This window comes from Edaphobacter acidisoli (genome assembly GCF_014642855.1).
GTDB lineage: Bacteria > Acidobacteriota > Terriglobia > Terriglobales > Acidobacteriaceae > Edaphobacter > Edaphobacter acidisoli.
In genome coordinates this window covers 2,633,789-2,647,299 of record NZ_BMJB01000001.1, presented here as the reverse complement: position 1 = coordinate 2,647,299, position 13,511 = coordinate 2,633,789, and the positions used below count along the sequence as shown (strand labels likewise).

Annotated in this window: 13 protein-coding genes; 7 read left to right on the top strand and 6 right to left on the bottom strand. The window is 61.5% G+C overall.

The genetic code is table 11. The features are described from left to right. Window positions 1–19: 19 nt before the first annotated feature. On the top strand, window positions 20–1,306 hold the full coding sequence (locus tag IEX36_RS10670; protein ID WP_188759295.1) for an ArnT family glycosyltransferase: 1,287 nt from the start codon (window positions 20–22) through the stop codon (window positions 1,304–1,306). 37 nt (window positions 1,307–1,343) lie between these two features. Beyond that, entirely contained in the window at window positions 1,344–2,348 is a 1,005-nt protein-coding gene (locus IEX36_RS10665) for a Gfo/Idh/MocA family protein (protein WP_188759294.1), read from the top strand. Between the two features lie 95 nt (window positions 2,349–2,443). Here IEX36_RS10665 and IEX36_RS10660 read toward each other — a convergent pair whose 3' ends face one another. Both IEX36_RS10660 and IEX36_RS10655 read right to left on the bottom strand, forming a co-directional pair. Further along, on the bottom strand, window positions 2,444–3,172 hold the full coding sequence (locus IEX36_RS10660; protein ID WP_229668872.1) for a glucosamine-6-phosphate deaminase: 729 nt from the start codon (window positions 3,170–3,172) through the stop codon (window positions 2,444–2,446). Between the two features lie 93 nt (window positions 3,173–3,265). Beyond that, window positions 3,266–4,402 (bottom strand): DUF5715 family protein, encoded by a 1,137-nt coding sequence (locus IEX36_RS10655; RefSeq protein WP_188759293.1) that lies wholly within the window; start codon window positions 4,400–4,402, stop codon window positions 3,266–3,268. A 122-nt stretch (window positions 4,403–4,524) separates the two neighbouring features. Here IEX36_RS10655 and IEX36_RS10650 point away from each other — a divergent pair, with 122 nt between their 5' ends. The 5 genes from IEX36_RS10650 (at window position 4,525) to IEX36_RS10630 (ending at window position 9,064) form a co-directional block, all read left to right on the top strand. Further along, window positions 4,525–4,941, top strand: a complete 417-nt coding sequence (locus IEX36_RS10650; RefSeq protein ID WP_188759292.1) for a c-type cytochrome domain-containing protein — start codon at window positions 4,525–4,527, stop codon at window positions 4,939–4,941. A gap of 189 nt (window positions 4,942–5,130) precedes the next feature. Next, on the top strand, window positions 5,131–5,880 hold the full coding sequence (locus IEX36_RS10645; protein WP_188759291.1) for a TetR/AcrR family transcriptional regulator: 750 nt from the start codon (window positions 5,131–5,133) through the stop codon (window positions 5,878–5,880). Beyond that, window positions 5,877–6,941 (top strand): HlyD family secretion protein, encoded by a 1,065-nt coding sequence (locus IEX36_RS10640; RefSeq protein WP_188759290.1) that lies wholly within the window; start codon window positions 5,877–5,879, stop codon window positions 6,939–6,941. Before IEX36_RS10645 ends, IEX36_RS10640 begins: the two co-directional genes overlap by 4 nt. After that, window positions 6,938–7,942 carry an ABC transporter ATP-binding protein gene (locus tag IEX36_RS10635; RefSeq protein WP_188759289.1) on the top strand — a complete coding sequence of 335 codons (1,005 nt, stop codon included), beginning with the start codon at window positions 6,938–6,940 and terminating at the stop codon, window positions 7,940–7,942. Before IEX36_RS10640 ends, IEX36_RS10635 begins: the two co-directional genes overlap by 4 nt. A gap of 9 nt (window positions 7,943–7,951) precedes the next feature. After that, window positions 7,952–9,064 carry an ABC transporter permease gene (locus IEX36_RS10630; protein ID WP_188759288.1) on the top strand — a complete coding sequence of 371 codons (1,113 nt, stop codon included), beginning with the start codon at window positions 7,952–7,954 and terminating at the stop codon, window positions 9,062–9,064. A 362-nt stretch (window positions 9,065–9,426) separates the two neighbouring features. Here IEX36_RS10630 and IEX36_RS10625 read toward each other — a convergent pair whose 3' ends face one another. The 4 genes from IEX36_RS10625 to dnaB form a co-directional block, all read right to left on the bottom strand. Beyond that, window positions 9,427–10,629 (bottom strand): Ig-like domain-containing protein, encoded by a 1,203-nt coding sequence (locus IEX36_RS10625; protein WP_188759287.1) that lies wholly within the window; start codon window positions 10,627–10,629, stop codon window positions 9,427–9,429. A gap of 140 nt (window positions 10,630–10,769) precedes the next feature. Then, window positions 10,770–11,468 carry a helix-turn-helix transcriptional regulator gene (locus tag IEX36_RS10620; RefSeq protein WP_188759286.1) on the bottom strand — a complete coding sequence of 233 codons (699 nt, stop codon included), beginning with the start codon at window positions 11,466–11,468 and terminating at the stop codon, window positions 10,770–10,772. Window positions 11,469–11,477: 9 nt separating this feature from the next. Next, window positions 11,478–11,870: a VOC family protein gene (locus IEX36_RS10615; RefSeq protein ID WP_188759285.1), complete on the bottom strand. Its 393-nt coding sequence runs from the start codon at window positions 11,868–11,870 to the stop codon at window positions 11,478–11,480. Window positions 11,871–12,079: 209 nt separating this feature from the next. Beyond that, on the bottom strand, window positions 12,080–13,465 hold the full coding sequence (gene dnaB, locus IEX36_RS10610; protein WP_188759284.1) for a replicative DNA helicase: 1,386 nt from the start codon (window positions 13,463–13,465) through the stop codon (window positions 12,080–12,082). Window positions 13,466–13,511 lie beyond the last annotated feature (46 nt).

Here is a 13,511-nt window from a genome sequence, read left to right as displayed (position 1 = left end):
CCGAAGGATATGTGGCTGGATGCGTGGCGCCGAAGGCGACGCCCAACTCCCGTGGCGCATCTTCTGGATCGCGTTCCTCGTCCGCGTCCTCTACATCACGCTGGCCCACACCTTCCGCTTCCGCCCCACCGACGAGCACTTCCAGTTCGGCTGGGAAGCAGGCCGCATCGCGCGCGCCCTCGCCACCGGCCACGGCTACTCCGACCCTTTCGGCAACTCATTCATCGGCCACACCGGCGCCACGGCCTGGCTGCCTCCGCTCTACCCGCTGCTGGTAGCAGGAGCTTTCAAGCTCTTCGGCGTCTACTCGCCGCTTTCTGCATGGGTGCTCTTGGTCATCAACTCCGCGCTCTCCGCCGCAACCGTCCTTGCCGTCTGGGAGATTGCCATGCGCTGCTTCTCCTGGCGCACCGCAATATGGTCGGCCTGGCTCTGGACGCTCTATCCCGCGGCAATGCAGTACGCCGTCCGCTGGATCTGGGAGATGACCCTCACCGCCGCTCTCTTCACCTGGATCATCGTGCTTGCGCTCCGCATGCGCAACGTCGACCGCAACCACTGCTTCCGCGACGATACCTCATCCTCGCGCCAGACCCTTCGCTGGGTCATCTTTAGCATCTTCTGGGCCGCAATCGCTCTGTCGAACTCGACCCTCCTCCTGTTCCTCCCCGTCTGCGGCCTCTGGACAATGCTCGGCCCAAGGCCACACGGGCTCCGCGACGCAGTTATCAGCGGACTGGTCTTCCTCGCCTGCCTCGCGCCATGGGAGGCAAGAAACTTCCACGCCTTCCACACCTTCATTCCTCTGCGCGGCAATCTCGGCGCAGAGCTCTACATGGGCAACGGCCCCGGCTCGACCGGCTTCCTCATCACCTACGACCACCCTAACGAAGCCCCAAACCAGTTCCATCTCTACGCGAAGCTCGGCGAAGTCCGTTACGTGCGCATGCGCGGCGACCTCGCAAAAGCCTACATCCACGCGCACCCCGCTCACTTCATCAAAAACTGCATCAAGCGCATCTACTTCTTCTGGTTCGGAGTGCCATCCGTCTCTCCGTGGTCCGTGGAGATTCCGCGCCGCATAAACTTCGGCTTCATCACCCTTGCCGGCCTGATGGGTCTCGGCCTCGCACTCTGGCGCAAAGTCCCCGCCGCAGGCATGATGGCGTGGGCCTTTTTACTGCTCCCCGTCTCGTACTATCTCGTCACCGCCGGAGCCCGCTTCCGCCATCCTCTCGAACCGATGATGACGATCTTCGCCGTCTACCTCTTTCAGTCCGCAACCCCGCGTAACGCGAAAACCTGACGTATTTCTGTTTTAGCCACACCCAAAAGAGGTCTCCATGTCCCACTCCCAAGTGCGCTTTGCAATCCTCGGCTTCGGCCATCACGCCATCCGCCGTCTGCTTCCAGCCTTCCGCCGCGCAGAGCACTCCACGCTCACCGGCCTCTGGCGTCGCGACCAGGCCGCAGCCGCGAAAAACGCCGCCGAGCACAACATCCCGCACAACTTCTCGACGCGCGAAGAACTCTGCGCCTCCCCCGACGTCGACGTCGTCTTCATCACCTCGCCCGATGCGATGCACAAAGACGACCTCCTGCTCGCCGCCGCGCACGGCAAAGCCGTCCTCTGCGAAAAGCCCCTCGCCATGAACGCAGCCGAAGCCGCAGCCATGGCCGCAGCCGCGAAGAAGGCAGGCATCCTCTACGGCTCGGGACAAAACTTCCGCTACAACCACACCCTCGACTGGATGCGCGAGCAGATCGCCGCCGGCCGCATCGGCCACCCGCAGCTTGCGCACGCGCAGTACTGCTATCCCGCGCAACAAGCCCCGCGCCGCTGGATCGCCGACCCCACACTCGCCTGCGGCGGCCCCATCGCCGACGTCGGTGTCCACTGCATCGACGCCCTCCGCTACGTGCTCGGCGAAGAAGTCACCTCCATCACCACGCTCGCGTACAAAGACCAGCCCACCGATCTCGTCGAAGCCACAGCCACGCTCCAGATGGAGATGACCAACAACATCCTCGCCAACGTCACTGCCAGCGCCCGCGCACCCTACCGCACCTTGGTCGAAGTCGTCGGCAGCGAAGGCGCGCTCACCGCCGAAAGCGGCCTCACCGTAGACCGTCCCGTCGACGTCGTGCTGCGCCGCGCAGGCGAAGTCATCGAAACCAAAACCCTCAACAACGACGACGGCTACGTCCGTATGCTCGACAGCTTCAGCCGCGCCTTCCGCGCCCAGGAGACCTACCGCGCCTCCGGCGAAGACGGCGTCCTCAACATGCGCGCCCTCGACGCGGCATACAAAAGCTGGCACAGCGGCGCACGCGAAAAAGTGTCTTAGGAAAAGTGTTCTAGAAGGGCAGGGCATGGGTGCCCCATTCGTGGCGCGGCTTCATCGCGACACGGGTGGGGTTTCTATCATGCTGCGGCTGGTCATCACAGCATCGCACTCGAATCCCGATCCAGATAAACCGCACAACGCGGATGCCTCCTCAGCGCAGTCGCCGGACAAGCCCCACTGATCTCCTCATGCACCATCCGCCGAACCGCCACCTGTTTCCGCGCTCCCGGCACACAGCAGAAAAGCCTGTTCGCACCCAGCAGCGTCGGCACCGTCAGCGTGATCGCACGCTGCGGAACATCATCGAGCGAAGCGAAACACCCATCATCCACCTGCTGCTGACGACACGCCTCATCAAGCCCAACCACCTTCACCTCCTCAGCGTCTTCGAGATCAGCCGGAGGATCGTTGAATGCAAGGTGTCCATTCACGCCCACGCCAAGTAGCACCATATCAATCGGCGCCTCGGCCAACAGCTTTGCATAGCCACGGCAAGCAGCCTCCGCATCACCAGACGCCTCGATAAGATGCACCCGCTTGAAAGCCACCCGATCGAAGATGGCCGCGCGAAGCCACAAGCCGAAGCGCTGCGCAGCACCAGCAGGCAACCCAATGTACTCATCCATGTGAAAAGCCGTAATACGCGCCCAGTCGATACCCGGCTCACGAATCAGCGCATCCAGCATCTCCTGCTGGCTCGGCGCCGCCGCGAAGATCACGCGCACATCGCTCTGCCGCACTAAACGCTCGCGCAACTCCGCAGCGATATCGGCAGCAGCCTGCCTGCCCATCTCCTGCCGCGTCGATGCAATCCGAATATCCATCCATTTCTCTCGCGGCAGAACCTGATGCAGATGCTCCTTCACGCCGCAGTTTATCGCGACATGAACAGAGGCATCCACAAGATGGAAAGAAGTTTAGTGCAGAGCTGTGGCCAGAGCAGCCTCGCTGCCACTCGTCGCCGCAATGCTGCGCCGCGGAGTGCTGTCCGACGGCACATAGGTCTTATACACGCTGATGTGGAAGCACGACTGCTTGAACTCTTCCTCCACATCAATCTTGCCCTCCTGCGCCAGCGGCAACAGGTAGCCGCGCATCCACGCAATCTCCGTGCGCGAAAGCCCATGCTTCGCCAGATCGACCGCCTGCCCTGTCAGGTGCGGCGAAGCCGTATCGCCTTCCGCGGGAGCGGCATTGCCGTTGATGTGAATCAGGTGCTCCTGAAAGTCCACCGTCCGCACCGCTGAGTTCACCTGCAGTGGCGTATGGAACCGCGCATAGTGCGCCCGCGCCAGGTTCACCAGAAACCGCGCCACCCACGGACGGCAATAGCGCCGGTTGTCCGGCAGGCGCGAATCGACTTCAAGAGCAGCGCTCGTCGGCACTGCCACCAACAGGCCTTTATCGCGCATCTCCATCAGGTCTTCATCATTCTGAATGCGCGTCAGTCCATCCTGGTCTGCCACCTCATTCTGGTGCACAAGAATCTCGTGCGAGCCACGCAGCGGCGGAGGAATAATCAGCCGGCCGCGCTTGTTGTACAGCACAACCGGCGTTGGAGCCGGAGCCGCATAAGCAGTCTCGGTCTCATGCGTTCGCGGAGTCTCACGATCAGGCGTCGACACCGGAACAGCCTTCGCATGTCGGCTGCGGCGCGAGCGTCGCACAGGCTGGGGAGCATCTGCATGCTCTTCCGCGTGCGCAGCCGTCTCAGGCTGCGCCGTTGCGGCTTTTATGAAGTCGCTCGACGTTGCCTTCTCCGGTGTCCGTGTCGAAGCTTCTTCCGTACGAACACGCCGCGCAGGAGATTTACCGGGGCGGTGCAGATGACGGCCGCGAACTTCCCGTGTGCTCACGCGCTCAACCGCAGCCCGACGCGCACGACGGCCGCTCGTAGCGCGCACCTTCTCTGCAGTCTTGGTTCGCTTGTGTGCACTGGTGGTGACCGCAGTCTTGCGGGCACGGCGATGCGTCGTCTTGGCAAGAAGCGTGGCGGGAAGTAGAAGCAAAGCGGCAAGCGCCAGCAGGGCCGGAATGGAAGCGTTCAGACGCATCGTAATTTCAAGGCGCGGAACGCCAGAGCAATTCCTATTATAAAGCCCCGCGGCGTTCATGAAAGTAATCAGCCGGGTTCCGTATACTCATTCATAAACACGCGTGTTACCCGGAGGTTGGATTGCATCGTACGTTTGCGGTTTGCTGTGTGGCGGCACTTGCGCTCGCCGGTTGGGGTCTTCGCGCAGGAACAGTTAAAGCCGCTCAGGATCCAGCCGCAACCCCCGAGTTCTACACCACGCAGGTGCAACCCATCTTCAAAGCAAACTGCTACCGCTGCCACGGAGGCTTCAACCATCGCGGCGGCCTCAACATCCAGACGCGCGCAGGAATGCTCAAAGGCGGCCACGACGGCTCCGTCCTCATCCCCGGCGACCCCGCCAACAGCCTGATCGTGCGCCTCATTCGCCACGAAGGCCCGGCCAAAGACCCCATGCCCATGCCGCCCAAATCCCCCAAGCTCTCCGACAACGACATCGCCATCGTCGCTCGCTGGGTGCAGGCCGGCGCAATCATGCCCCCCGATCCAACCCACTAAGCCTTTCGCAAGTAATTTCTCGCAAGGCAGTGCTTCCTTTTTAGTTGTCATCCTTCCGCCGAAGGCGGGAGGACCTGCTTTTGCTTCTCCGGCGCCGCCATCCGCAGTCAAACTCAAAAATCACACATCCTGAATCCACCCAACCCAAATTCGCATCAGGTATATAGTTTAACTAACCGGTTAATCAAAATGCGCGAACCCAAAAACAAACCGCACCACCAGGACCGCTCCGACCAGTCCCGCCGCCGCATCCTCGACGCCGCCATCAAGGAGTTCAGCACCCACGGCCTCGCCGGCGCCCGCACCGACGCCATCGCCCGCGCCGCCCACGTCAACAAGGCGCTCCTCTACTACTACTTCAAAGACAAAGACGCGCTCTACATCGCAACCATCGAAGACGTGATGGCCACCGTCGTCCGCTCCACCGCCATCATCCTCGAACAGAAATCCACTCCCGGCGAGCAGCTCCTCCGCCTCGCACTCAACCACTTCGACCGCATCCTCAGCCAAAGCCACTTCCAGAGCCTCATGCAGCAGGAGATGGTTCGCTACCAGGCGGGCGAAAGCACCGCGCTCCCCATCATCGTCCGCGAAGCCTTCGCGCCTCTGCTCAAACAGATGCGCGACCTCGTGCGGCGCGGCGTCCATTCCCGCGAGCTCGTCACGGTCGACCCCCTGCAGGTCATCTACTCTGCCTTCGGCGCGAACGTCTTCTACTTCCTCTCCGCGCCCACCATGCGCATGGCGCTCGCCGACGAGTCCTTCGAGCCCTTCGACCTCGAATCACTCTGCGCCCGCCGCCGTTCCGCCATCCAGTTCCTCGCCAACGCCCTCTTCACCGACCGCGCTCACGGACACAAACTCGCCCGCCGCGTCCTTGCCGACGTGCCCATGCCCGAACCCGGCCCCCGTCCACCACTTTGGAGAAAGCACCTATGAACGCTCGCAACCGCATTCTCATTCTGATGGGCATCCTGCTCGTCATAGCGCTTGTGCTCTATTTCACAACGACGCCGCGCAACGAAGACCTGCAACTCATCGGCACCGTCGACGCCAACGAAGTCGTGCTCAGCTCGCGCATCCCCGGCCGCATCCAGACCCTCACCATCAACGAGGGCGACGACGTCAAAGCAGGCGAGCTGGTCGCCACCATCCAGAGCGACGATCTTGCCGCCGCCCGCAACGCCGCCGAAGCCGCCGCTGCCAGCCAGAAGTACAAGTTGCAAGGCACACAGGACACCGAGCGCCAGACCTCAGGCAGCACCACCAGCCAGGTAGCCAACGCACGCGCGCAGCTCCAGGTCGCCGAGGCCGCGCTCTTGCAGGCGCAAGCCAACTACGAGCACCAGCAGGCCGACAGCAACCGCACCATCGCCCTCGCGCAGCAAGGCGTCATGAGCCAGCAGTCGAGCGACGAGGCCAGGACCTCGCTCGCCGCATCCAAAGCCGCAGTCGACTCCGCGCAGCAAAGCGTCACCGCCGCCGAAGCCTCACTCAAGCTCGCCATCGCCAACACGCTCCAGACACAAGCCGCCGCCAAAACCGTCGCCTCCACGCGCAGCGACATGCAGAACGCGCAAGCGCTGCTCGACCAGGCCCAGGTTGAGCTCGACTACTCGAAGGTCATCGCACCGATCGACGGTAAGATCAACGTGCTCGCCGGCCGCGTCGGCGAAGTTGTCGCGGCAGGCACGCCCATCGCCACCATCACCGACCTCACGCAGACCTGGGTCTACGCTCCGCTCCCCGAAACCGAAGCCGACTCCGTGCAACTCGGCGACTCGCTCCGCGTCGTCATGCCCAGCGGTGAAACCACCTACGGCAAAGTCATCGCCAAATCCGCCGAAGGAGACTTCGCCACGCAGCGCGACGTCAGCCGCCGCAAGCGCGACATCGAAACCATCCGCCTCAAGCTGCTCATCGCAAACCCTGGCATGAAGTACGTCCCCGGCATGCTCGCCGACGTCTACATCCCGAAATCCAAGCTGGTGCATCCATGAGTGCAGTCCCAGCCATCGCGGTCCAGAACATCATCAAGCGCTACGGCGACTTCGAAGCCGTCAAAGGCATCACCTTCGACGTAGCCGAAGGCGAGATCTTCGGTCTGCTCGGCCCCAACGGCGCAGGCAAATCCACGCTCATCCGCATGATGACGACGCTCATCCCCGTCACGGCCGGCAAAGCCCTCATCGCCGGTCACGACGTCATGAAAGACTCCGACGCCGTGCGCCGCCTCATCGGCGTCATTCCGCAGGCGCTCACCAGCGACATCGACCTCACCGTCGAAGAAAACCTCACCATCTACGCCAAGCTCTACGAGGTCCCCAAAGCCACGCGCAACCGCAACATCGACGAGCTGCTCGAAGCCGTCGACCTCACCAAGTGGCGCGACGCCCAAACCAAAACCCTCTCCGGAGGCATGCGCCGCCGCCTCGAAATCGCCCGCGGCCTCGTCCACAACCCACGCATCTTCTTCCTCGACGAACCCACCACCGGCCTTGATCCCGTCTCCCGCGTCGCCGTCTGGGAGATGCTCAACAACCTCAAAGAGCAGCGGCACCTCACCATGCTCATTACCACCCACTACATGGACGAGGCCGACCGCCTCTGCGACCGCATCGCCATCGTCGATCACGGCAAGCTCGTCGCGCTCGACACGCCCATGGCGCTCAAAGCCAGCGTCCCCGGTAACAACGTTGTCGAAGTCCAGTTCACAAAAGATTCGCCTGCGTGGCCCGAGCGCCTCGAACGCCTCGCCGGCGTCACCTCGGTCGAATCGCAGTCGGCAGGCATGTACCGCGTCCTCACCTCCAACGGCTCACTCACCACCACGCAACTCGTCGAGATGGCCACCGCGCAGAACGAAACCCTGAAGTCCCTCAACGTGCAGAACACCACACTCGACGACGTCTTCGTCCACTACACCGGCCGCCAGTTGCGCGACGAACAAGTCAAAGCAGCCGGCTTCATCATGCCCCCGCGCCCCGGAATGCAACCGTAGGAGTCCGCCATGCAACGAATGTTTGCAATCGTCGAACGCGAGATGCGCAAGTTCTTCCGTTCCCCTGCGCTGATGATGGTCTCGATGACGCTGCCTCTCGTACAGCTCGTCATCCTCGGCAACGCCTTCGGCGGCAAGATCCGCAACGCCCGCATGGGCGTCGTCGACTACGACCACGGCTCCCAGGCGCTCAAGATCAAGGAAGACTTCAACGCCATCGCCGTCAACATCCGCACCTTCACCACCGTTCCGTATGACAACGAGCAGCAGGCGCGCGAAGACGTCCGCACCGGCAAAATCGACGGCGCCGTCATCATCCCCGCACAGTACTCGCGCCGCGTCCTCGCCGGAGACTCACCCTCCATCGGCCTCGTCGTCGACAACACCGACCAGGTCATGAGCTCCGCGCTCGAAGCCGAGATGCAGTCGCTCGTCGACGCCCTCAACGCGCCCGTCATCCAGCCCTATGTCGTCCAGCAGATCACGCTCAAGATCGTCGAGCTCTACCCCTACGTCGAGTACATGAAGTACCTGCTCTCCGGCTCCATCGCGCTCGCCATGTACGTCGCCGTCATGATCGGCGGCGGCATGTTGTACATCGACGACAAAGCCCGCGGCGTGCACGAAGGCTACCTCGTCACGCCCATCACGCGGCTCGAACTCGTCCTCGGCCTCAACATCGCGGGTGCGCTCAAGGCCATCCTCTCCGGCATCAGCCTCACCCTTATCGGCACGCTGCTCTCCGGCATAGGAGTCATCTTTCATCCCATGGCGCTTATACAGCTCTCGCTGTTGATCGTCGCCATCTCCATCGCCTTCAACGGCATGATGTTCCTGATGATGGTGCGTGTCGAAGACCCACTCGTCCCGCGCGCCATGTTCGGCGTGCTCAACACGCTGCTCTTCTTCCCCAGCGGAGCCATCTCACCCATCACAGGCTTCCCCAAGTGGCTCCGCGCCATTGCAGTCGTAGACCCATTCACCTACGCAGTCCACGGCTTCAAATCCATCCTCCTTAAAGATGGAGGCTTCACCGCCATCTGGCCCGACATCACCTTCCTGATGCTCTTCGGCGTCGGCTCACTCCTCATCGCCACCCCACTCTTCAAGCGCACCCTGTAGCATCTGCCCTTGCCTTTGCAGTTGCCTCTGCAGTTGTTTTTGCGGTTGCTTTTGTAGTTGTCTTTGTAGTTGCCTCTGCAGTTGCTTTTCGCATTTCCATTCCGCAGCGCAGCGGAGGAATCTGCTTTCCCCTCACGTGCCACCAAAGCCCGGGTGCCCATCCATGCGCGGCTTCATGCGCATGGGTGGGATCGTATCCACTCCCCAGCCGCTTTTTAGTTGTCATCCTTCCGCGAGAGCGGGAGGACCTGCTGTTGTTGGCGGCGGTTGCCAATCTGCCCCTGGAGGTCGATCGACCTGGTGGAAAGCGAACAAAGAAGGCCGCCCGGAGCGGCCTTCTCTGAAATAGTCGCGTCGATTTCTCAGTTGAAGATCGCCCCCACAGTATCGTTCGTCGTCAACGTAACCGTGCATGTATTCGGCCCAGCCTGAGTAATCGTCCCTGTGTTGCCACAGTTATAAGACCATCCTCCGAATTTGGCTCCGGTGTTGGGCGCAGTCAGAGTCACGGTCGCGCCAACTGGATACGTCGCCGTGCAAACCGATCCTCCCAGGTTGGCGCCAACCGAGCCGGGCCCGCAATGAAGCACGTTCGGCGTTCCTGTAGCCGAGGGTGCAGTCACCAGCCAATTCGTCGTATTCAGCCCTTCGTTATAAACAGTGATCGTCGCCAGCAGCGACGGTGCCTGCGATCCCGGATAGCAAGAGCCAGGAGTCTGTGGCGGATTCGGCAGAACCAGAGGGCAGTTGAACGTCGCCGTCGCCGTCTGAATGGTTCCATCGCTGTTCGTCGCCTTGGCAATAATCGTCGCGTTGCCGCTTCCATACGCAGTAACAACCCCGGCGGTCGCTCCCGGATTTCCTCCCGTATTGTTCGGGTCATTGTTACTGATTGGGAAGACACTGGGCGCAGAAGAGATCCAGGTCAGCATCGTCGAGTTTGTCAGGTCACGAACCGTTGGCGCTGTCGAGAAGGTCCCAATCGCCAGAAACTGTCCCGTGTCCTGAAGATTGCCCACCGTGACCGCGCTGGGAATCAGCGTGAGCGACAATAGGTTTCCACCCGCATTGGTTCCGCCTCCGTTGACGCCCCCCGAAACGGTGATGATCGCACTGGCGCTCACCGGCCCGTTAAATGCATCCGCATTGGCCGTAATCGTCGTCGAGCCGCCACCCACAGCCGTCACCAGCCCGGAAGAGCTCACGGTTGCAACAGCCGGCGTGCTCGAAGTCCAGCTCACTCCGCTCGACAGGTTCTGCGTCGACGGATGGCTCGCATTGCCATACGTCCCGACCGCAGCAATCTGCACCGTCTGGCCCACCGCCAGCGCCTGTGCCGTCGGCGAAACGCTAATGGTGTCCAACCCCCTGGGGTTAGAGCACCCTACAAGAAAAGCAGCAACTGAGAGAAGCAAGAGTCCCGAAACACCTGGGCGATGGAACATATAGCTCTCCTGACGGGCGAGAGTCTTCGCCTCCAGCGCGTTCCAGCGGCAGACACCTGCCAGCGGCGCACAGCGGCTCTCGATACCCGGCTCTTTGCTTTCAAGCAAACAGCGAGCCATTTCCCGCTGCCCCGTAGGTCATTTTGAAATCAGTAAGTTGTGCTTCCCGCCACCCGCTCCGGTGTCATCGCCTGTATACAGGCTGCGCCCGAAAAGGCAAGCCTCGTATACAGTTACAGTCACCCATCCGCCAGCGGGCCTCACCCAAACAAATGCCGGTCCTGTGCCGGAAGCATCTTCAGATAATCCTCAATCCGCTGCCCGCGCTTCGGCACAAACGTCCGCTCCAGCACCGCAACCTCCTGCATCCGGTCCATGCGAAACGTGCGGAAATCTTCGCGCAGCTCGCACCACGCCGCCAGCGTCCACGCGCCGCTCCAGAAAGCCAGCAGCAGCGGACGCACATCGCGCTCGCTCGCCGTGCCGTCTTCCTTCACATATCCAAACCGCACCACCCGCTGCGTCTTGCACGCTGCATGCAGCATATCCAGCCGATCGCGCAGCAGCTTCGTCATGCGAAACCCCGGCGCATACAGCAGAATCGAGTCGAAGTCATTCCGCAGCTCCGCCGGCAGCACCGCCTCAATCCGCTGCAAAGCCTGGTTCGCTGCGGCAACATTCTCCGCACCGCCCCACGCCCGCACCAGCCTCGCACCCAGCACCAGCGCCGTCAGTTCTTCGCGTGTAAACATCAGTGGTGGAAGGTCCTCATCGCGCCTCAGCGTGTAGCCAACACCGGCTTCGCCTTCAATCGGCATACCCGAAGCCTGCAGGTCCTGCACGTCGCGATAGATCGTGCGCTGCGAAACTTCCAGCTTCTCCGCCAGCTTCTGCGCCGTCAGCAACCGGCCCGAGCGCAGAAACTGGACGATCCTGAATAGTCGATCGGCTCGTCGCATGAGTCGATCTTAGTAGGAATGCAGACCAATGTGGTTGCCTTCCGAATCGCGCAGACACGCAAAGTGTCCATGCCCGCCCGGCACCGCCGTCTTCGGCTGCAACACCAGTCCACCGGCCTCGCGCACACGCCCCAGCACCTCATCCAGCCTGCCATTGCAGTTCAGATAAACCATCGCTCCCTGCGTGCCGGGTTTCAAAAACGTTCTCTTCACCAGCGTCCCGCCAATGCCATGTTCATCCGTGTGGTCGAAGATCGCGCCGCCTTCCATCGCATCGCGCGCCAGCTTCGTATCCAGCAGCGTCTCATAAAAACTCGTTGCGCGGTCCAGGTCAGCGCAGGGAATCTCGAACCAGTTGATCGCGCTCTGCCGCTTTGCGGTCTTATTGCTCTTGTGGGTCATGGCCAGTTCCTCCATTCTGTCGTCGTATACAAAACGAGAATAGCCAACCCCTGCTGACAGCATCCTGTCAGTAGCCTTCATCAATTTTTGGCGAAGCGGAGGCGAACCAAAACCCTCAACACGAGCTCTCGCACATTGCGATTGGACAGACCAGATTCCCGTCCTCTCCAGGCAATCTCACCCGCTAAATCCGCGCGGCCGATCGCCGCTCAGTACCCGCCCGAATCCCCACCCGGCTGCAGGTTCTCAAACCGCGTATAGTCCGCCAGATACGCCATCGGAACGCTCCCCGTCGGCCCATTTCTCTGCTTGGCGATAATGATCTCCGCCTTGCCCTTCAGATCTTCATTCTCGCGATCGTAATACTCCTCACGGTGAATGAAGCACACCACGTCGGCATCCTGCTCAATCGAGCCCGACTCGCGCAGATCGCTCAGCATTGGCTTCTTGTCGCCGCCCCGCTGCTCGCTCGCACGCGAAAGCTGCGAGAGCGCAACCACCGGCACCTTCATCTCCTTCGCCAGCGCCTTCAGCCCACGCGAAATAGCCGACACCTCCTGCGTCCTGTTCTCAAACGTCCGCTGGTTCGCCGCCATCGAGCCCGTCATCAGTTGCAGATAGTCAATCACAATCAAATCCAGCCGCCCCTGCTGCTGTTTCAAGCGCCGAGCCTTCGCACGCATCTCGGCGAGAGTTATCCCAGGCGTGTCATCGATAAAGATCTTCGCCTCCATCAGCTTCTCAAGCCCACGAATCAGTTTCTGCCTGTCATCCTTCATCAACATGCCCGTCTGAATCGCCTTCGAGTTCACCTCCGCCTGTGAAGCCAGCATTCTCCTCAGCAAACTTGCCTTCGACATCTCCAGCGAAAACACCGCCACCGTACTGCCGCCCTTCACCGCAGCATTTTCAGCAATGTTGATCGCCCAGGCCGTCTTGCCCATCGAAGGCCGCGCGGCAATAATAATCAGCTCCGACTCCTGCAACCCGCTCGTCATTCTGTCAAAGTCGATATAGTGCGTCGCCAGCCCCGTCACCTCGCGCCCCTGCTCATACAGCGCATCAATCGACCCAAACGAGTCCTTCACAATCGCGCCAATGTCAGAGAACCCGCCCGTCACCGCGTGCTCCGAAATCTCCACCAGCCGCTGGCTCACATTGTTCAGCACGTCAAGCGCCTGCTGGCTCTGGTCCGCGGCGTCCACCATGCCCATGTCGCACACCGTCATCAACTGCCGCATCAGGCTCTTGTCGCGCACAATGCGCACGTAGCTCTCAATGCTCAGTTTCCGCGGCAACCCTTCGCTCAGCGAAGCCAGATAAGGCAATCCGCCAATCGAATCCAATTCCTTGCGCCGCCGCAACTCCTCGCCGACCGTAACAATATCGACCGCGTGCCCAGCCTCGGCCAGATGCACCATCGCCGCATAAATTCTGCGGTGCGAATCCAGCGAAAAGTCATCAGCCACCAGCAGCATCGTCGCATCGACAATCGCCACCGGCTCAACCAGCATCGCGCCCAGAATCGTCGTCTCCGCATGGACCGACGCAGGCCGCTCATCTTCTTTGCCAACCAGATGTGGAAAGGTAGCCATCGCTTATTTAGCGTAGTCCCAAACCGCCCTGCGGATAAGGTTAACG

Bases quoted from the DNA above. Each gene is read 5' to 3' on its own strand.
- dnaB (WP_188759284.1), bottom strand. From the start codon at position 13,465: ATGGCTACCTTTCCACATCTGGTTGGCAAAGAAGATGAGCGGCCTGCG.
- IEX36_RS10645 (WP_188759291.1), top strand. From the start codon at position 5,131: ATGCGCGAACCCAAAAACAAACCGCACCACCAGGACCGCTCCGACCAG.
- IEX36_RS10655 (WP_188759293.1), bottom strand. From the start codon at position 4,402: ATGCGTCTGAACGCTTCCATTCCGGCCCTGCTGGCGCTTGCCGCTTTG.
- IEX36_RS10630 (WP_188759288.1), top strand. From the start codon at position 7,952: ATGCAACGAATGTTTGCAATCGTCGAACGCGAGATGCGCAAGTTCTTC.
- IEX36_RS10660 (WP_229668872.1), bottom strand. From the start codon at position 3,172: ATGGATATTCGGATTGCATCGACGCGGCAGGAGATGGGCAGGCAGGCT.
- IEX36_RS10640 (WP_188759290.1), top strand. From the start codon at position 5,877: ATGAACGCTCGCAACCGCATTCTCATTCTGATGGGCATCCTGCTCGTC.
- IEX36_RS10670 (WP_188759295.1), top strand. From the start codon at position 20: ATGCGTGGCGCCGAAGGCGACGCCCAACTCCCGTGGCGCATCTTCTGG.
- IEX36_RS10615 (WP_188759285.1), bottom strand. From the start codon at position 11,870: ATGACCCACAAGAGCAATAAGACCGCAAAGCGGCAGAGCGCGATCAAC.
- IEX36_RS10620 (WP_188759286.1), bottom strand. From the start codon at position 11,468: ATGCGACGAGCCGATCGACTATTCAGGATCGTCCAGTTTCTGCGCTCG.
- IEX36_RS10625 (WP_188759287.1), bottom strand. From the start codon at position 10,629: ATGGCTCGCTGTTTGCTTGAAAGCAAAGAGCCGGGTATCGAGAGCCGC.
- IEX36_RS10665 (WP_188759294.1), top strand. From the start codon at position 1,344: ATGTCCCACTCCCAAGTGCGCTTTGCAATCCTCGGCTTCGGCCATCAC.
- IEX36_RS10635 (WP_188759289.1), top strand. From the start codon at position 6,938: ATGAGTGCAGTCCCAGCCATCGCGGTCCAGAACATCATCAAGCGCTAC.